The organism is Streptococcus mitis, assembly GCF_047462815.1.
Taxonomy (GTDB): domain Bacteria; phylum Bacillota; class Bacilli; order Lactobacillales; family Streptococcaceae; genus Streptococcus; species Streptococcus mitis_DO.
The window spans coordinates 59299-77617 of the sequence record NZ_JASHFB010000005.1; the positions used below are offsets into that span (position 1 = coordinate 59299).

At 39.7% G+C, this 18319-nt stretch carries 12 protein-coding genes and 1 tRNA gene; 10 read left to right on the plus strand and 3 right to left on the minus strand.

Annotated elements, in window-relative coordinates; genetic code table 11:
• Positions 1-167 precede the first annotated feature (167 nt).
• The 7 genes from QM865_RS03820 to ftsY all read left to right on the plus strand — a co-directional run bounded on the left by QM865_RS03820 (position 168) and on the right by ftsY (position 8581).
• Positions 168-1154 (plus strand): GMP reductase, encoded by a 987-nt coding sequence (locus QM865_RS03820; protein ID WP_000931177.1) that lies wholly within the window; start codon positions 168-170, stop codon positions 1152-1154.
• Positions 1155-1220: 66 nt separating this feature from the next.
• Positions 1221-1292 (plus strand) — tRNA-Arg (locus QM865_RS03825).
• A gap of 179 nt (positions 1293-1471) precedes the next feature.
• Positions 1472-2170 (plus strand): ribonuclease III, encoded by a 699-nt coding sequence (gene rnc, locus QM865_RS03830; RefSeq protein ID WP_000661487.1) that lies wholly within the window; start codon positions 1472-1474, stop codon positions 2168-2170.
• Positions 2161-5700, plus strand: coding sequence for a chromosome segregation protein SMC (gene smc / locus QM865_RS03835; RefSeq protein WP_414306044.1), 3540 nt, complete (start codon positions 2161-2163; stop codon positions 5698-5700). The genes rnc and smc overlap by 10 nt, the downstream gene beginning before the upstream one ends.
• The gene (locus tag QM865_RS03840) at positions 5697-6491 is read left to right on the plus strand and encodes a Cof-type HAD-IIB family hydrolase (protein ID WP_414306045.1); all 795 of its coding nucleotides are present in this window, start codon (positions 5697-5699) and stop codon (positions 6489-6491) included. Before smc ends, QM865_RS03840 begins: the two co-directional genes overlap by 4 nt.
• A complete protein-coding gene (locus tag QM865_RS03845; RefSeq protein WP_261074671.1) occupies positions 6491-7309 on the plus strand; it encodes a Cof-type HAD-IIB family hydrolase in 819 nt (272 codons plus the stop codon). The genes QM865_RS03840 and QM865_RS03845 overlap by 1 nt, the downstream gene beginning before the upstream one ends.
• 3 nt (positions 7310-7312) lie before the next feature.
• Positions 7313-8581 carry a signal recognition particle-docking protein FtsY gene (gene ftsY, locus QM865_RS03850; protein WP_414306046.1) on the plus strand — a complete coding sequence of 423 codons (1269 nt, stop codon included), beginning with the start codon at positions 7313-7315 and terminating at the stop codon, positions 8579-8581.
• A 43-nt stretch (positions 8582-8624) separates the two neighbouring features.
• On the opposite strand, the gene zwf is transcribed toward ftsY, so the two are convergent.
• The 3 genes from zwf to QM865_RS03865 form a co-directional block, all read right to left on the minus strand.
• Positions 8625-10112 carry a glucose-6-phosphate dehydrogenase gene (gene zwf / locus QM865_RS03855; protein ID WP_049523430.1) on the minus strand — a complete coding sequence of 496 codons (1488 nt, stop codon included), beginning with the start codon at positions 10110-10112 and terminating at the stop codon, positions 8625-8627.
• Positions 10113-10262: 150 nt separating this feature from the next.
• Positions 10263-11003, minus strand: a complete 741-nt coding sequence (locus QM865_RS03860; RefSeq protein WP_050315938.1) for an amino acid ABC transporter ATP-binding protein — start codon at positions 11001-11003, stop codon at positions 10263-10265.
• On the minus strand, positions 11003-13168 hold the full coding sequence (locus QM865_RS03865) for an ABC transporter substrate-binding protein/permease (protein WP_261141090.1): 2166 nt from the start codon (positions 13166-13168) through the stop codon (positions 11003-11005). The genes QM865_RS03860 and QM865_RS03865 overlap by 1 nt, the downstream gene beginning before the upstream one ends.
• 183 nt (positions 13169-13351) lie before the next feature.
• Here QM865_RS03865 and QM865_RS03870 point away from each other — a divergent pair, with 183 nt between their 5' ends.
• The 3 genes from QM865_RS03870 to QM865_RS03880 all read left to right on the plus strand — a co-directional run bounded on the left by QM865_RS03870 (position 13352) and on the right by QM865_RS03880 (position 18230).
• Positions 13352-14305: a CPBP family intramembrane glutamic endopeptidase gene (locus QM865_RS03870; RefSeq protein ID WP_414306047.1), complete on the plus strand. Its 954-nt coding sequence runs from the start codon at positions 13352-13354 to the stop codon at positions 14303-14305.
• Between the two features lie 76 nt (positions 14306-14381).
• Positions 14382-16370, plus strand: a complete 1989-nt coding sequence (uvrB, locus tag QM865_RS03875; protein WP_049491718.1) for an excinuclease ABC subunit UvrB — start codon at positions 14382-14384, stop codon at positions 16368-16370.
• An 18-nt stretch (positions 16371-16388) separates the two neighbouring features.
• Positions 16389-18230, plus strand: a complete 1842-nt coding sequence (locus QM865_RS03880; protein WP_000413448.1) for a DUF2971 domain-containing protein — start codon at positions 16389-16391, stop codon at positions 18228-18230.
• Positions 18231-18319 lie beyond the last annotated feature (89 nt).

Sequence of the window (18319 nt, forward strand, 5' to 3'; positions counted from 1 at the left end):
CTCTTTTTATTGTTATTTATACAACAAAATCCGAACATTATATTTTAATTTATAAAATTATTTGACAAAATCTGTACTTTGATTTATAATTAATTAAGGAAACGTCGGAAAAGGCGTAGAGATGCGCAAGCATAGGTAGGTCATTACAAAAGAAACGAGACATCTATATGTTAAATGAATTTCCAATTTTTGATTACGAAGATATTCAATTGATTCCAAATAAATGTGTCATTAAAAGCCGTGCAGAAGCGGATACAAGTGTCACTTTAGGAAATCACACCTTTAAACTACCTGTTGTGCCAGCTAATATGCAAACGATTTTGGATGAAAATGTAGCAGAGCAACTGGCTAAAGGTGGTTACTTCTACATTATGCACCGTTTTGATGAGGCAGGACGTATTCCTTTTATTAAGCGCATGCATGAGCAAGGGCTTATTGCTTCTATCTCTGTCGGTGTTAAGGATTATGAGTATGATTTCGTTAGCCAGCTCAAATCTGATGCTCCTGAGTACATCACGATTGACATTGCCCACGGTCATGCGGATAGCGTGATTTCTATGATTCAACACATCAAGAAAGAATTGCCAGATACCTTTGTCATTGCAGGAAATGTGGGAACACCAGAAGCTGTGCGTGAATTGGAAAATGCTGGTGCGGATGCTACTAAGGTCGGAATCGGTCCAGGTAAGGTTTGTATCACCAAGGTCAAGACAGGTTTTGGTACAGGTGGTTGGCAATTGGCTGCCCTTCGTTGGTGTGCCAAGGCTGCACGTAAACCGATTATTGCTGATGGAGGAATTCGTACTCACGGTGATATTGCCAAGTCTATCCGCTTCGGTGCTAGCATGGTCATGATTGGTTCCCTCTTTGCAGGACATATTGAAAGTCCAGGGAAAACGATTGAAGTCGATGGTGAACAGTTCAAAGAATATTATGGTTCAGCCTCACAATATCAAAAAGGTGCTTACAAAAATGTGGAAGGCAAACGTATCTTGCTTCCTGCTAAAGGTCATCTGCAAGACACTTTAACTGAGATGGAACAAGACCTTCAAAGTGCTATTTCTTATGCAGGTGGACGTCAGGTTGCTGACCTTAAACACGTTGATTATGTTATCGTGAAAAACTCCATCTGGAATGGGGATGCTTCCCACTAAGACGGGCTATCTCACTAGAAAAAAACTTGTTATTAGAGCAAATTTCTGTTATAATAAAACAAGTTTCCACCCTTAGTGTAATGGATATCACGTAAGATTCCGGTTCTTGAGATGGGGGTTCGATTCCCTCAGGGTGGATGTAAACATCCTAAAAAGCCTTTAGTAGGGCTTTTTTTATTCTGTCCCAAGTTTAACCCTAAAACTGAAAATCATATTCTAAAGAATGCCCAAATCCTCTTCAGTCCCGTTTTAAAGTGACTCAGGGGGCTTTTTTTGATATAATAAAAAGGACTGTTATCAGTTAGAAAGAGGTTGGTATGAAAGAATTACAAACTGTACTAAAGAACCATTTTGCAATCGAATTTGCAGACAAAAATTTACTGGAGACTGCCTTTACTCATACGAGTTATGCCAATGAGCACCGCCTCTTAAAAATTTCACACAATGAACGCTTGGAATTTTTAGGAGACGCTGTTCTACAGTTATTGATTTCAGAGTATCTGTATAAAAAATATCCTAAAAAGCCTGAAGGGGACTTGTCTAAACTCCGTGCCATGATTGTCCGCGAGGAGAGTTTGGCTGGCTTTGCGCGTGATTGCCAGTTTGACCAGTTTATCAAACTTGGTAAAGGGGAAGAAAAGTCTGGGGGTCGCAATCGTGACACCATTCTTGGTGATGCCTTTGAAGCCTTTCTTGGTGCCCTTCTTTTGGATAAGGATGTAGCCAAGGTCAAGGAATTTATCTATCAAGTCATGATTCCTAAGGTTGAAGCAGGCGAGTTTGAGATGATTACAGACTACAAAACCCATCTCCAAGAGTTACTTCAAGTCAATGGGGATGTGGCTATTCGTTATCAGGTAATTTCTGAAACGGGTCCTGCCCACGATAAGGTTTTTGATGTAGAAGTTCTGGTTGAAGGTAAGAGCATTGGTCAAGGTCAAGGTCGCTCTAAGAAATTAGCAGAGCAGGAAGCTGCCAAAAATGCCGTTGAGAAAGGGCTGGATTCATGTATTTAAAGGAAATCGAAATTCAGGGATTCAAGTCTTTTGCTGATAAGACCAAGGTCGTCTTTGACCAAGGTGTGACGGCAGTCGTTGGACCCAATGGATCTGGAAAGTCGAATATTACAGAAAGTCTGCGTTGGGCCTTGGGAGAGTCAAGTGTTAAGAGTCTCCGTGGGGGCAAGATGCCGGATGTCATCTTTGCTGGAACTGAAAGTCGCAAACCGCTCAATTATGCTTCTGTAATTGTGACTCTGGATAATCATGACGGTTTTATCAAAGATGCCGGACAAGAAATCAGAGTAGAACGCCATATCTATCGTAGTGGAGATAGCGAATACAAGATTGATGGTAAGAAAGTCCGTCTGCGTGATATTCATGATCTTTTCTTGGATACAGGTTTGGGACGAGATTCCTTCTCCATCATTTCCCAAGGGAAGGTTGAGGAGATTTTTAATTCCAAGCCTGAGGAACGCCGAGCTATTTTTGAAGAGGCTGCTGGAGTTTTGAAATACAAGACTCGTCGAAAAGAAACTGAGAGTAAACTGCAGCAAACTCAGGATAATCTAGACCGTTTAGAGGATATTATCTATGAGTTGGACAATCAAATCAAGCCTCTTGAGAAGCAAGCTGAAAATGCTCGTAAGTTTTTAGACTTGGAAGGTCAACGCAAGGCTATTTATTTAGACGTGCTGGTTGCTCAAATCAAGGAAAATAAGGCTGAACTAGAGTTGACAGAAGAAGAGTTGGCGCAGGTTCAGGAACTCTTGACGAGCTATTACCAGAAGCGTGAAAAATTAGAAGAGGAAAATCAGAATCTCAAGAAGCAACGCCAAGATTTACAGGCTGAAATGTCCAAAGATCAAAGCAGTTTGATGGATTTGACCAGTCTGATTAGTGATTTAGAGAGAAAATTAGCCCTATCGAAATTAGAATCTGAGCAAGTAGCCCTGAATCAACAGGAAGCACAAGCTCGTTTAGCTGCTTTGGAGGATAAGAGAAAATCACTCAGCAAAGAAAAATCTGCTAAAGAAAGCTCTTTAGCACTTTTAGAGGAAAATCTAGTCCAAAATAATCAAAAACTCAATCGTTTAGAAGCTGAATTGCTGGCTTTTTCAGATGATCCTGATCAGATGATTGAGCTTTTGCGTGAACGCTTTGTGGCGCTTTTACAGGAAGAAGCCGATGTCTCAAACCAGTTGACCCGTATCGAGAATGAGTTGGAAAATAGTCGTCAGCTTTCTCAAAAACAAGCAGATCAACTACAAAAACTCAAAGAACAGCTGGCTACAGTTAAAGAGAAAGCTAGGCAGCAAAAGGCGGAGCTTGAAACTGCCAAGGAGCAAGTTCAAAAATTATTGGCCGACTACCAAGTCTGTGCCAAGGAGCAAGAGGAGCAGAAAGCTTCCTATCAAGCTCAACAAAGTCAACTCTTTGACCGTCTGGATAGTCTCAAAAACAAGCAGGCTAGAGCCCAAAGTTTGGAAAATATCCTGAGAAATCATAGTAACTTTTATGCAGGTGTTAAGAGTGTTCTCCAAGAAAAAGATCGCCTTGGTGGGATTATTGGTGCAGTCAGTGAGCACCTGACTTTTGATGTGCATTATCAAACTGCCCTAGAGATTGCGCTTGGAGCCAGTAGTCAGCATATCATCGTAGAAGATGAAGAGTCGGCAACCAAGGCGATTGATTTCCTCAAACGAAACAGAGCAGGTCGTGCAACCTTTCTTCCTTTGACAACGATCAAGGAGCGTACGATTTCTAGTCAGAACCAAGATGCTATTGCTGCAAGTCCAGGATTTCTGGGCATGGCAGATGAGTTAGTTACTTTCGATACTAGACTGGAAGCCATTTTCAAGAACTTGCTAGCTGCGACGGCTATCTTTGATACCGTAGAACATGCGCGTGCAGCAGCTCGCCAGGTTCGTTATCAGGTTCGCATGGTGACATTGGATGGGACAGAGCTTCGTACAGGAGGTTCCTATGCGGGTGGTGCCAATCGCCAAAATAACAGTATTTTCATCAAGCCAGAACTGGAGCAATTACAAAAAGAAATTGCTGAAGAAGAAGCAAGCTTGAGTTCTGAAGAAGTGAGTTTGAAGACCTTGCAAGATGAGCTGGTTTCATTGACAGAAAAGTTAGAAGCCATCAAATCTCAGGGAGAGCAGGCTCGTATCCAGGAGCAAGGCTTGTCCCTTGCTTATCAGCAGACCAGTCAGCAAGTTGAGGAACTGGAAACTCTTTGGAAACTCCAAGAAGAGGAATTAAATCGTCTTTCTGAGGGAGATTGGCAAGCAGATAAGGAAAAATGCCAAGAGCGCCTTGCTACAATCGCCAGTGATAAGCAAAATCTGGAAGCTGAGATTGAAGAGATTAAGTCTAACAAAAATGCCATCCAAGAACGTTATCAAAACTTGCAGGAAGAGGTAGCACAAGCTCGCCTGCTTAAGACAGAACTGCAAGGGCAAAAACGTTACGAAGTAGCTGATATTGAGCGTTTAGGCAAAGAATTGGACAATTTAGATATCGAACAAGAGGAAATCCAGCGCCTTCTTCAAGAAAAGGTTGACAATCTTGAGAAAGTTGATACAGAATTGCTCAGTCAACAGGCTGAAGAAGCCAAAATGCAGAAAACAAACCTCCAACAAGGTTTGATTCGTAAGCAGTTTGAATTAGATGATATTGAAGGTCAACTGGATGATATTGCTAGTCATTTGGATCAGGCCCGCCAGCAGAATGAGGAGTGGATTCGCAAGCAAACGCGTGCTGAAGCCAAGAAAGAAAAGGTCAGCGAGCGCTTACGCCATTTACAAAGCCAATTAACAGACCAGTATCAGATTAGCTATACTGAAGCACTAGAAAAGGCACATGAATTGGAAAACCTCAATCTGGCAGAGCAAGAGGTGCAGGATTTAGAGAAGGCTATTCGCTCACTGGGTCCTGTCAATTTGGAAGCTATTGAACAGTACGAAGAAGTTCACAACCGTCTGGATTTCCTAAATAGCCAGAGAGATGATATTTTGTCAGCGAAAAACCTGCTTCTTGAAACAATCACAGAGATGAATGATGAGGTCAAGGAACGCTTTAAATCAACCTTTGAAGCTATTCGTGAGTCCTTTAAAGTGACCTTCAAACAGATGTTTGGTGGAGGTCAGGCGGACCTCATTTTGACTGAGGGAGACTTGCTGACAGCTGGGGTTGAGATTTCTGTTCAACCTCCAGGTAAGAAAATCCAGTCGCTTAACCTCATGAGTGGTGGTGAAAAAGCTCTGTCAGCTCTAGCTTTGCTTTTCTCTATCATTCGAGTTAAGACTATCCCATTTGTCATCTTGGATGAGGTGGAAGCTGCGCTGGATGAAGCCAATGTTAAACGTTTTGGGGATTACCTCAATCGATTTGACAAGGACAGCCAGTTTATCGTTGTAACCCACCGTAAAGGAACCATGGCAGCGGCTGATTCCATCTATGGAGTGACCATGCAAGAGTCAGGTGTCTCAAAAATTGTTTCGGTTAAGTTAAAAGATTTAGAAAGTATTGAAGGATGACAATTAAACTAGTAGCAACGGATATGGACGGAACCTTCCTAGATGAGAATGGACGCTTTGATATGGACCGCCTCAAGTCTCTCTTGGTTTCCTACAAGGAAAAAGGGATTTACTTTGCGGTGGCTTCGGGGCGCGGATTTTTATCTCTAGAAAAATTATTTGCTGATGTTCGTGATGACATTATTTTCATTGCGGAAAATGGCAGTTTGGTAGAGTATCAAGGTCAGGACTTGTATGAAGCGACTATGTCTCGTGACTTTTATCTGGCGACTTTTGAAAGGCTGAAAACGTCACCTTATGTAGATATCAATAAACTGCTCTTGACGGGGAGAAAAGGTTCTTATGTGCTAGATACGGTTGATGAGACCTATTTGAAAGAGAGCCAGCATTATAATGAAAATATCCAAAAAGTAGCGAGTCTGGAAGATATTACAGATGTTATTTTCAAATTTACGACCAACTTCACAGAAGAAACGCTAGAAGCTGGGGAAGATTGGGTCAATGAACATGTTCCTGGTGTTAAGGCCATGACAACTGGCTTTGAATCTATTGATATTGTTCTGGACTATGTCGATAAGGGAGTGGCTATTGTTGAATTAGTTAAAAAACTTGGTATCACGATGGATCAGGTTATGGCTTTTGGAGACAATCTAAATGACTTGCATATGATGCAGGTTGTGGAACATCCTGTAGCTCCTGAAAATGCACGACCAGAAATTTTAGAATTAGCAAAGACTGTGATTGGTCACCATAAGGACCAGTCGGTTATAGCTTATATGGAGGGCTTGTAATGGCAGATATAAAATTGATTTCATTGGACTTGGACGGGACCTTGCTGACTACTGATAAAAGGCTGACGGATCGCACCAAGGCAACCTTGAAAGCTGCGCGTGATCGTGGTATCAAGGTCGTATTGACAACTGGTCGCCCTTTAAAAGCCATGGATTTCTTTCTCCATGAGCTAGGGACTGACGGTCAGGAAGATGAGTATACGATTACTTTTAATGGTGGTTTGGTTCAGAAAAATACAGGTGAAATCCTTGATAAGACAGTCTTTTCATATGATGATGTGGCACGCTTGTATGAGGAAACAGAGAAATTATCACTGCCTCTTGATGCCATCTCAGAAGGAACTGTTTATCAAATTCAATCTGACCAAGAAAGTCTGTATGCCAAATTCAATCCAGCTTTGACCTTTGTTCCAGTTGACTTTGAAGACCTATCTAGTCAAATGACCTACAATAAATGCGTGACTGCCTTTGCTCAAGAACCCTTGGATGCGGCCATTCAGAAGATTTCTCCAGAATTGTTTGACCAATATGAAATCTTTAAATCACGTGAAATGTTGCTAGAGTGGTCACCAAAGAATGTTCATAAAGCAACAGGTTTGGCAAAACTAATCAGCCATCTTGGAATCAATCAAAGCCAAGTCATGGCCTGTGGTGATGAAGCCAATGACCTTTCTATGATTGAATGGGCAGGGCTTGGTGTTGCCATGCAAAACGCTGTTCCTGAAGTCAAGGCAGTCGCAAATGTGGTAACTCCAATGACCAATGATGAGGAAGCTGTCGCCTGGGCAATCGAAGAATACGTGTTAAAGGAGAACTAAGATATGGGATTATTTGACCGTCTATTCGGAAAAAAAGAAGAACCTAAAATCGAAGAAGTTGTAAAAGAAGCTCTGGAAAATCTTGATTTATCTGAAGATACAGAAGCTGAGGAAGTTTCTCAAGAAGAAGCAGAAGTTGAAAGTTCTGAAGAAGCTCTGCTCCAAGAAGAGGAAAATCAAGACACAGCTGAAGAAAATAAGAATTCAGAGCCAGTTGTAGAAGTTCAACAAGTCGAAGAATTGCCAAACTCAGAAGAAGTCTCAGTGGAAGAGAATCCTGAGCACCTAGAGACTGTAGAAGAAAATAATTCTGAAGTTCTTGAAGCAGAAACTCCTCAAGAAGAAGAAACTGTTCAGGAAAAATATGACCGTAGTCTTAAGAAAACTCGCACAGGATTTGGTGCTCGTTTGAATGCCTTCTTTGCCAATTTCCGCTCTGTTGATGAGGAATTTTTCGAGGAACTGGAAGAACTACTGATCATGAGCGACGTCGGTGTGCAGGTAGCTTCAAACTTAACAGAGGAGCTCCGCTACGAAGCCAAGCTTGAAAACGCCAAAAAACCTGATGCACTACGCCGTGTTATTATTGAGAAATTGGTTGAGCTTTATGAAAAGGATGGCAACTACGATGAAAGCATCCACTTCCAAGATGGCTTGACGGTCATGCTCTTTGTTGGTGTGAATGGTGTTGGGAAAACAACTTCTATCGGGAAACTAGCTCACCGCTACAAACAAGCTGGTAAGAAGGTCATGCTGGTTGCGGCAGATACCTTCCGTGCAGGTGCAGTTGCACAGCTAGCAGAATGGGGACGCCGTGTGGATGTTCCAGTTGTGACTGGACCTGAAAAAGCTGACCCAGCCAGTGTAGTCTTTGATGGCATGGAACGTGCTGTAGCTGAAGGTATCGATATTCTTATGATTGACACCGCTGGTCGTCTGCAAAATAAGGATAACCTCATGGCTGAGTTGGAAAAGATTGGTCGTATTATCAAGCGTGTTGTTCCAGAGGCACCCCATGAAACCTTCTTGGCACTTGATGCATCAACAGGTCAAAACGCTCTTGTACAGGCCAAAGAATTTTCAAAAATTACCCCTTTGACAGGAATAGTTTTGACCAAGATTGATGGAACTGCTCGAGGTGGTGTTGTTCTAGCTATTCGAGAAGAACTCAACATTCCTGTAAAATTGATTGGATTTGGTGAAAAAATCGATGATATTGGAGAATTTAACTCAGAAAACTTTATGAAAGGTCTCTTGGAAGGCTTAATCTAATCAGAAGCAAAAATCCTGCAAGGTACAAACTTGCAGGATTTTTTTATTCTAAACGACCATCTTGACGATAGGCGATATCTGGTTGCCAAGTCCATTTGGCATCGAATTTTTCAAGTAAGTCAAAGCTTGCTTGAGGTCCCATGCTTCCAGCTTTATAGTCATGAAGTGGGGCACCATTTTCAGCCCAGAGCTCTTCGATACGGTCAATCAATTTCCATGACGCACCAACTTCATCCCAGTGGCTAAAGTTAGTTGAGTTGTTATTTAGAACATCATAAATCAATTTCTCGTATGGTTCTGGAGAAGCACCAGTTGCGGTCGCATCTGTGCGGTAATCAAGTGAGTTAGGAGCTAAGTTGAATTCTTCTCCTACTTGCTTCCCATTTAGACTGAGAGAGAAACCTTCTGTTGGTTGGATATAGATGGTCAAAATGTTTGGAGCAAGTGGCTCACCAAAGATAGAGTCCATTTGTTTAAAGACGATGTTGACATGAGTTCCTTTTTCAGTCAGACGTTTACCAGTACGGAAGAAGAAAGGAACACCACGGAATCGATCGCTATCAACAAAGAAGGCACCAGATGCAAAGGTTTCTGTTGTTGATTCCGGATTTACATTTGGCTCGCTACGATAAGAGATATATTTCATACCATCAATCTTACCTGAACGGTATTGACCACGGATAAAGTGTTCTTTAAGTTCTTCATCAGTTGGATGATAGAGGTTTTTAAAGACCTTAATCTTTTCAGCACGAATCTCGTCTTTTGTGAAGCTTGCTGGCTTGTCCATGGCAAGAAGAGAAAGAAGTTGTAGTGTATGGTTTTGTACCATGTCACGGAGGGCACCAGATTGGTCATAGTAGCCACCACGTTCTTCTACACCCAAGCGCTCCGCAAAGGTAATTTGAACATTGTCGATAAAGTCCTTATTCCAAACGTTTTCAAAAATCAGGTTGGCAAAGCGAACTGCAAAGATGCTTTGGATCATTTCCTTACCAAGATAATGGTCAATACGGAAAATTTGTTCTTCGTCAAATGTTGCTAGGAGCTCGTCATTTAACTTGCTTGCAGTTGCGTAATCTGTACCAAATGGTTTTTCAACGATTAAGCGTTCAAAGCCTTTACCATCCACAATGTTTTCAGACTTAAGGTGTTTGGCAATAGTTCCAAAGAATTGAGGAGCCATAGACAAGAAGAAGAGCTTGTTGTGTTCAGCTTGGTACTTGTCATTTAGTTCAGCCTGCAATTGACGCAAAGCAATGTAGTGTTCCGTATCATTGACATCATGACTTTGATAGTAGAAGTGGCTAGCGAACTCTTGAGCCTGTTCGGTACTATCTGCCAAATCAAGGATCGATTCGACTACAACAGATTCAAAATATTCCTTGCTCCAAGGACGACGAGCAGTGCCAATAACTGCAAAGTGCTCGGAAAGATTGCCGGATTTATATAGTCTAAAAAGGGAAGGGTAGAGCTTGCGTTTAGCCAGGTCTCCACTCGCACCAAAAATTGTAACAATAACCTTAGATGACATCTAGCTACCTAATTTCTATTTTTATTCCTAGTCCTGCTAGGTATGAGGAAACCTCATTTCATAAACTTAATTCTAACATAATTTTCCGAAAAATCAAAAAATCCAATACGAGATAGAAAAAAACTGCAAGGAAATCCTTACAGTTTAAGTTTAAACGTTTAAGACCTTGTCCAAGAACTCTTTCAGACGTGGGTGTTGTGGGTTGTCAAAGATTTGATCTGGTGTTCCGTCTTCAAGGAACTCGCCATCTGCAGTAAAGATAACGCGGTTGGCAACCTGACGAGCAAATCCCATCTCATGGGTTACGATAATCATGGTCATACCTTGCTCAGCCAATTCCTTCATAACGTTTAGTACGTCTCCGACCATCTCAGGGTCAAGGGCAGAAGTTGGTTCATCAAAGAGCATGATGTCTGGATTCATTGCTAGTCCACGAGCGATAGCCACACGTTGTTTTTGACCACCTGATAGGCTATCTGGGTTAGCATTAGCTTTATCTGCTAGTCCAACTTTTTCAAGCAACTCCATTCCCAATTTCTCAGCTTCTTCCTTAGTCATCAACTTGTGCTCAATAGGAGCAAAGGTAATGTTGTCCAATACAGACATGTGTGGGAAAAGGTTGAAGTGTTGGAAAACCATTCCGATATTTTCACGGACGTGGTCAACATTGGTTGTTTTTTCAGTTAAGTCATAACCGTTCACAGTGATGTGACCGCTAGTAACTTCTTCTAAAAGATTTAGGCTACGAAGGAAAGTTGACTTACCAGAACCTGAAGGACCGATGATACAAACAACATCTCCTTCATAGAACTTGGTCGTAATTCCTTTTAAAACTTCATTTTTTCCGTAGCTTTTGTGTAAATCATTTACATCAATTTTTAATTTTGCCATTAACGAATCCTCTTTTCTAAGCGTTTCGCTAGTCTAGTCAAAAGTGTGATAATTACAAGATAGAAGATAGCAAGGATTGCATACATCTTGAAACTTTGGTAGTTACGGGCGATGATAATCTTACCAGTTTGGAAGAGTTCAACCAAACCGATAGCAGATACGATGGTTGTATCTTTAAGAGCGATAACGAATTGGTTAACAAAGTTTGGCAACATCAATTTAGTTGCTTGTGGCAAGATAATCTTACGCATGGTTTTTCCATAAGAGATACCCAAGCTTCGGCTGGCTTCCATTTGACCAACTGGAACGGCCTGAATACCACCACGAACGATTTCAGCGATATAAGCGGCTGCATTGAGAGATAGGGCAATAGTACCAGCTACAAAGTCGTTAATTGGACTTTGTTGACCTGTGATCGACTCGATGAAGTTTGGAATTCCCCAGAAGATGAAGGCTGCAAGAATCATCAATGGAATACCACGGATAACGTCAACGAAAATCTCAGAGATCACACGAAGAGATTTGTAGGGGCTGACACTGAACATACCGAAGATAATCCCGATAACAATAGCAATAGCAAATGAGATAAGAGCTAGAGCAAGAGTGATGCCAAGCCCGCTAAGGAGCTGTTTGTAGTTATTTTGAAGCAAGCCCCAGATAGTTGTCTCATCAACAGTGCTTGTTGAAGCAGATGAAGATTCGCTAGCTAGGTATTTATCAAGAATCTTTTGGAATTCTCCGTTTGCTTTAAGGTTTGCAAGTCCGTTATTGAACATTTCAATCAATTCAGGATTTGTGCCTTTTTTAACGGCAAAGGCTGTTTCACCGATTGGAGTTCCAGCGATTGGAGTTTTCAATTTTTGACCTTGGCTGATAGAATATTTGAGAACAGGCTCATCATCCATAACGGCATCGATGGCACCAGTATTCAAACTGTCATACATTGAAGAACCATCAGCGAAGGTTTTGATTTTGTAGCCGTATTTGCTTTGATTTTCTGTTAGGAAGGTTTGAGAAGCAGTTCCGTTTTTAACACCGACTGTCTTTCCTTTTAAATCTTCATAAGAAGCAATGTTGCTTGATTCTTTGACACCAAGGATAGTATTGGCTGTGTAGTATGATTCTGAGAAGTCAAAAGTTGCCTTACGAGCATCAGTGACAGACATACCAGCAATGATACCATCAGCTTGTCCAGCTTGAACAGCACTGATAGCGGCATCGAAACCAGGGTTGATGATTTCAATTTCAAAACCTTGGTCTTTAGCGATTGCCTTAATCAATTCCATATCAATACCAGTAAATTGGTTGCTTGAGTTTTGGAAAACAAAAGGTGCAAAAGAAGAATCGCTGGCAATGATGTATTTAGCTTTAACAGGAATAGCTTTTAAGCCTGCTAGAGTAGTTGTAGTTGGAACTGCTGAAGATGATGAAGCAGTCCATTTCTTGATGATTTTATCAAGACTACCATCTTTTTTCATTTCAGCCAAGGCTTGGTTAAATTCAGTAACTAGGTGCTCGTATTTGCTTCCTTTTTTAACACCGAAAGCAAAACTTCCTACAGCTTCACCGTCCATTTCAATATGGAGGTCTTGACCTTGGTTAATGGCATATTCGATAACAGGTTTGTCATCCATCATGGCATCGATGGCACCAGCACTCAAGCTGTTGTTCATCAAATCACTAGTGTCAAATGTTTTAATAGTAAAGCCGTATTTATCTTTGATTGTTTCAAGAAAACGTTGAGCGGCTGTTCCGTTTTTAACACCAACAGTTTTGCCAGTTAATTGGTCATATTTACTAATCTTGTGTGCCTTTGTAGTTGCGATGACAACTTTTGTATCATAGTAAGTATCAGACATGGTGAAGACTTTTTCACGTTCTTTCGTCTTTGTCATCCCTGCCATAATAGCGTCAGCTTGACCAGCTTGAACCGCATTGACCGCTGCGTCAAATCCAGGATAGGACATCTGAATATTCCATCCTTTAATCTCTGCGACTTTATTAATAATGTCAACATCAATTCCTTTATAAGTTTGATCTGAATCTTTAAACTCAAAAGGTGCATAGGCGGTATCAGAAACAATCTTAATCGTCTCTGCTTTCGCAATACCTAATGAGAAAATTGGGAATAAAATTAGCAAAAATGCTAGAAATTTTTTCTTCATTTTTAGTCTCCTTTTCCGAATATTTTCCCATTATATCAGAAAAAGTAAAAAAAGGCAAATTTTTATATTTCTGTGTCAGAAAATATAACATTGTCTTTTCCTTTTCTTTCTTTCTTTCTTTCTTGAATTGCTACTATAAAGTGCTATAATAATAGTATATATAGAAGAAAAGAGGACAGGGATATGAAGAACAAAAGAATATTTAAAGACTTCCAAGCTTCAAAAATGTGTTTAAACATTTACACAAGCCCCTTGTTAGCCTTTGCTTTTGTCTTCATAGGAGAGTTTGTGGCTTATACTCTGTATGGTATTAGTTTGTTAGCTCTCATCGGACTTGCTAGAAATTTTGGAGAGGCTGGTCAAAATCTTGCAAGCTACTTGCAGACCTTGCATCAGAGCTTGACGGATAAAACAGGTGATTTTCGTTTAATTTTAGAATTGCTGGCCTTTGGTTTTATTCTCAACACTGTGTTCAGATGGACTAGAAAAGTTGAGAAAAGACCTATTCGAACCTTGGGATTTTATAGAGAGAATTTCCTCAGCAATCTCCTTAAAGGATTTGGTCTAGGTTTGGCACTTTTTCTTCTTACTTTGTTAGGTTTAGTAGCCTTGGGGCAATATCGTTTTGAGTCTATTCATTTGAATCCTTATTCGCTTATCTTTGTCATTTTTACCATTCCATTTTGGATTTTACAGGGGACAGCAGAAGAAGTGGTGTCCCGTGCCTGGCTCCTTCCTCAATTGGCCTCAAGAACCAATCTAAAACTTGCTGTTCTTATATCTAGCCTATTCTTTACCCTGCTTCATGCGGGAAATTCTGGTCTCACCCCTCTATCTCTAGTGAATCTCTTTTTATTCGGAGTTGCCATGTCACTTTACCTCCTCAAAACTGATACAGTTTGGGGTATTGCAGGTATTCATGGGGCCTGGAATTTTGCTCAGGGTAATCTCTTTGGGATTTTAGTTAGTGGTCAACCATCAGGAACGTCATTGATGACCTTTTTACCACAAGGCAATCAAGATTGGTTATCAGGTGGTTCTTTTGGCATAGAAGGTTCTATCATGACAAGTCTGGTTTTACTACTGCTGATTGTCTATCTCGCTTATCAATTAAAGAAAGAAAATGAAAGGATGTGACTTCGGTCCGTCCTTTTCTTCGTGAAAATGCTACAAGTATGCTAAAATAGGAATAGCATATCGAGAGAGGATTCTTATGATCAATCGTATTACAGATAATCAATTTAAACTAGTATCAAAATATCAACCATCAGGAGATCAACCACAAGCTATCGAGCAGTTGGTTGATAATATCGAGGGTGGAGAAAAAGCTCAGATTCTGATGGGGGCGACCGGAACAGGGAAGACCTATACCATGAGTCAGGTCATTTCCAAAGTCAATAAACCAACTCTGGTTATTGCCCACAATAAAACTCTAGCAGGACAGCTCTATGGAGAGTTTAAGGAATTTTTCCCTGAAAATGCAGTTGAGTACTTCGTATCTTACTATGATTATTACCAACCTGAGGCCTATGTCCCTTCTAGCGATACCTATATTGAAAAGGATAGCTCTGTCAATGACGAGATTGACAAACTCCGCCACTCTGCTACTTCAGCCCTTTTGGAGCGTAATGATGTTATTGTCGTTGCCTCAGTCTCTTGTATCTATGGTTTGGGTTCGCCCAAGGAATACGCTGATAGTGTCGTTAGTCTCCGTCCAGGTCTTGAAATTTCTCGTGATAAACTCTTGAATGACTTGGTCGATATTCAGTTTGAACGTAATGATATTGATTTCCAACGCGGAAGATTTCGCGTTCGTGGGGATGTGGTAGAGATTTTCCCAGCTTCCCGTGATGAACACGCCTTTCGAGTAGAATTTTTTGGAGACGAAATTGACCGTATTCGTGAGGTTGAGGCCCTGACTGGTCAGGTATTGGGAGAAGTGGATCATTTGGCGATTTTCCCTGCGACTCACTTTGTGACCAATGACGACCATATGGAAGTTGCCATTGCCAAGATTCAAGCAGAATTAGAAGAGCAACTAGCTGTCTTTGAAAAGGAAGGTAAATTGCTTGAAGCCCAACGTTTGAAACAGCGGACAGAGTATGATATCGAAATGCTGCGCGAGATGGGCTATACAAATGGGGTTGAAAACTATTCACGCCACATGGATGGTCGTAGTGAAGGAGAGCCTCCTTATACGCTCTTAGATTTCTTCCCAGATGATTTCTTGATCATGATTGATGAGAGCCACATGACCATGGGACAAATCAAAGGCATGTACAATGGAGACCGTTCTCGTAAGGAAATGTTAGTAAATTACGGTTTCCGTTTACCGTCTGCTCTGGACAATCGTCCTCTCCGTCGGGAGGAGTTTGAGAGTCACGTTCATCAGATTGTTTACGTTTCAGCAACACCTGGTGACTATGAAAATGAACAGACCGAGACAGTGATTGAGCAAATCATTCGACCAACAGGTCTTTTGGATCCTGAGGTAGAAGTTCGTCCGACTATGGGACAGATTGATGACCTCTTAGGTGAAATTAATGCCCGTGTTGAAAAGAACGAACGAACCTTTATCACAACCTTAACCAAGAAGATGGCAGAGGACTTAACCGACTACTTCAAAGAAATGGGTATCAAGGTTAAGTACATGCACTCGGATATCAAGACTTTAGAGCGGACAGAGATTATCCGAGATCTGCGTTTGGGTGTCTTTGATGTCTTGGTTGGAATCAACCTCCTCCGTGAAGGGATTGATGTTCCAGAAGTTAGCTTAGTTGCGATACTTGATGCTGACAAGGAAGGTTTCCTTCGTAACGAACGTGGCCTTATCCAGACTATTGGACGTGCTGCTCGTAACAGCGAAGGGCATGTTATCATGTATGCGGACACCGTTACTCAGTCTATGCAACGTGCTATTGATGAAACGGCCCGTCGTCGCAAAATTCAGATGGCTTATAATGAAGAACATGGTATCGTTCCACAAACCATTAAGAAAGAAATTCGTGATTTGATTGCTGTAACCAAGGCAGTTGCCAAGGAAGAGGACAAGGAAGTCGATATCAATAGCCTCAACAAACAAGAGCGGAAAGAACTCGTCAAGAAACTAGAAAAACAAATGCAAGAAGCCGTTGAAGTGCTTGACTTTGAACTAGCAGCACAGATTCGTGATATGATGTTGGAAGTCAAGGCGTTGGGGTAGGTTTTGGAAGGAGACAAAATGGAAAAGTTAAATTATTTTACAGGTAAATTTAGTAAATCTGAATTAGAAGATCATTTTGATTCCTTGAATGAAGAAAAACTGAAATCCGAACTTGAAAATTTTATAAATCAATATTTAAAATTATCTGAAGAAGAACAATTGAAATGTGTTGAACTTGTTCTTTATATTTTTAGTGATTTTGAAGAGAAGATTGATAAAATTATCCAAAAAAAGATTTTAGAGTCCATAAATAAAATACTATCAAATAATTCACAAGTATATAGTTGGAGTGTATGCTTTAGGTATTTAGATTCTCTTTATTATTATTTATTTGAACCAAAAGAATATGAAGAATATTCTATATTGTTTGAAAATGAGAGTTATTTCTTTAAAATTATTGATTTAGTATTAAAAGATAATCTAGAGAATAGTAAAATGATTTATTCGGATTTGCTTTCAGTTTTTGTTCCACTATTTAGACAGAAAAGTTTACCAGAAGAAAGAAGGAACTATTTTAAAAGTGAATTAGAACCGTTCATCAACTTTATATTTGAAAATATTGATTTTGAAAATATTGATTTTGAAAATATTGATTTTAATTATACTAGATATTGGTATTTTAGATTAGATGAGCTTGTTTCAATTTTTCAATTTGAGCACTTAAAGATAATAAATAAATATTTTATTGATAATCCACAAGCTGAAGATATTGATGACTATCTAGATTTTGTGTCAAGACACTTTGATGTTGTAATTAATGATTCGATTGATGTTGTTCGAAAGATAGCAGAAGAAAATAATTCTGATATAATTCGAGATCAAGCAATTAAGTTAATTGAGAAGTATGATAATGCTTACTCGAATGAGAAAAGTTATTCAGAATCAATCTCCTCGTTAGATGCTAAGCAACTTTTAAAACAAGCAGATAATGTTATCTCCTATATACGTTCTAAATTAACTGTTGACGCTGAAGAGTTGAAAAAAATAGGTTCTTTTGGACATTATACTAAGATTGATACTTTAACAAATTTTCTTATAAAAGCAGACTGGAAAAATGAAAACAATTCTGAAACTCAACCTCCATTTTTACGACTGACTAATCTAAAACAGTTAAATGACCCGATGGAAGGAAGAGTAATATATGATTATTTGGGTATAGATAATACGTTTTTCAAACAATATCAAACTTCCAATGTTTTTATATCTTCTCTAACCACGGTATCTGATAGTTTACCTATGTGGAAGGAATATGCTGATTCATCTCAGGGAGCATTTCTTGAATATGATCTGTCTTATCTTGAAGATATAGTTGCTCATAAATCGATAGAGTTTGTTAAAGTTCATTATTTAGATTTAATGTCCGAGAATAAAGAAGAAACAGATGTTGGTAAATCTCTTGATAATTTAAAACAGCTATTTGAAAAATTGCAAGAGCTGGAAGCTGAAAAAGAATTGATAAGTTTTGCTGAGAAATTGAAGAAGATTTCTTACCTTTTCAAAGTTAAAGACTATGAGTATGAAATAGAGTATCGCATTTTAATTAATTTAGATGATACAGCTATACAAAATATTATTAAAAGAGATGCTAATGATTCATCAAATGAGAAGTACTTTAAGAAAGAAGAAATTGGGTTAGAAGTTTTTGATAAAGTTAACTATAAAGATTTTAGAAAGTATATTGTATTAAGTTCGAAAGACAATGGCAGATATGATTTATTTGTATACATCAATTTACTTCCTTTGAAATACTCAAAAGTTATTCTAGGACCAAAGGTTACGGATGCAGATTATATTGCTCCTTATCTCAAACTTGCTAATCCTGATATAGAGATAGAAAGTTCGAAAATTCCTTATCGTTGAGTTGATGATAACTTAAAGCAGAAGGTGTTTTAGAGAATTTAGTGAGATTAAAATGAATTGCTCAATCCCTTTATCATGAAGTCCGAAGT

What these genes read in the sequence shown, in the direction of transcription:
- QM865_RS03820 (WP_000931177.1), top strand. Translation starts at nt 168, where the DNA reads ATGTTAAATGAATTTCCAATTTTTGATTACGAAGATATTCAATTGATT.
- rnc (WP_000661487.1), top strand. Translation starts at nt 1,472, where the DNA reads ATGAAAGAATTACAAACTGTACTAAAGAACCATTTTGCAATCGAATTT.
- smc (WP_414306044.1), top strand. Translation starts at nt 2,161, where the DNA reads ATGTATTTAAAGGAAATCGAAATTCAGGGATTCAAGTCTTTTGCTGAT.
- QM865_RS03840 (WP_414306045.1), top strand. Translation starts at nt 5,697, where the DNA reads ATGACAATTAAACTAGTAGCAACGGATATGGACGGAACCTTCCTAGAT.
- QM865_RS03845 (WP_261074671.1), top strand. Translation starts at nt 6,491, where the DNA reads ATGGCAGATATAAAATTGATTTCATTGGACTTGGACGGGACCTTGCTG.
- ftsY (WP_414306046.1), top strand. Translation starts at nt 7,313, where the DNA reads ATGGGATTATTTGACCGTCTATTCGGAAAAAAAGAAGAACCTAAAATC.
- zwf (WP_049523430.1), bottom strand. Translation starts at nt 10,112, where the DNA reads ATGTCATCTAAGGTTATTGTTACAATTTTTGGTGCGAGTGGAGACCTG.
- QM865_RS03860 (WP_050315938.1), bottom strand. Translation starts at nt 11,003, where the DNA reads ATGGCAAAATTAAAAATTGATGTAAATGATTTACACAAAAGCTACGGA.
- QM865_RS03865 (WP_261141090.1), bottom strand. Translation starts at nt 13,168, where the DNA reads ATGAAGAAAAAATTTCTAGCATTTTTGCTAATTTTATTCCCAATTTTC.
- QM865_RS03870 (WP_414306047.1), top strand. Translation starts at nt 13,352, where the DNA reads ATGAAGAACAAAAGAATATTTAAAGACTTCCAAGCTTCAAAAATGTGT.
- uvrB (WP_049491718.1), top strand. Translation starts at nt 14,382, where the DNA reads ATGATCAATCGTATTACAGATAATCAATTTAAACTAGTATCAAAATAT.
- QM865_RS03880 (WP_000413448.1), top strand. Translation starts at nt 16,389, where the DNA reads ATGGAAAAGTTAAATTATTTTACAGGTAAATTTAGTAAATCTGAATTA.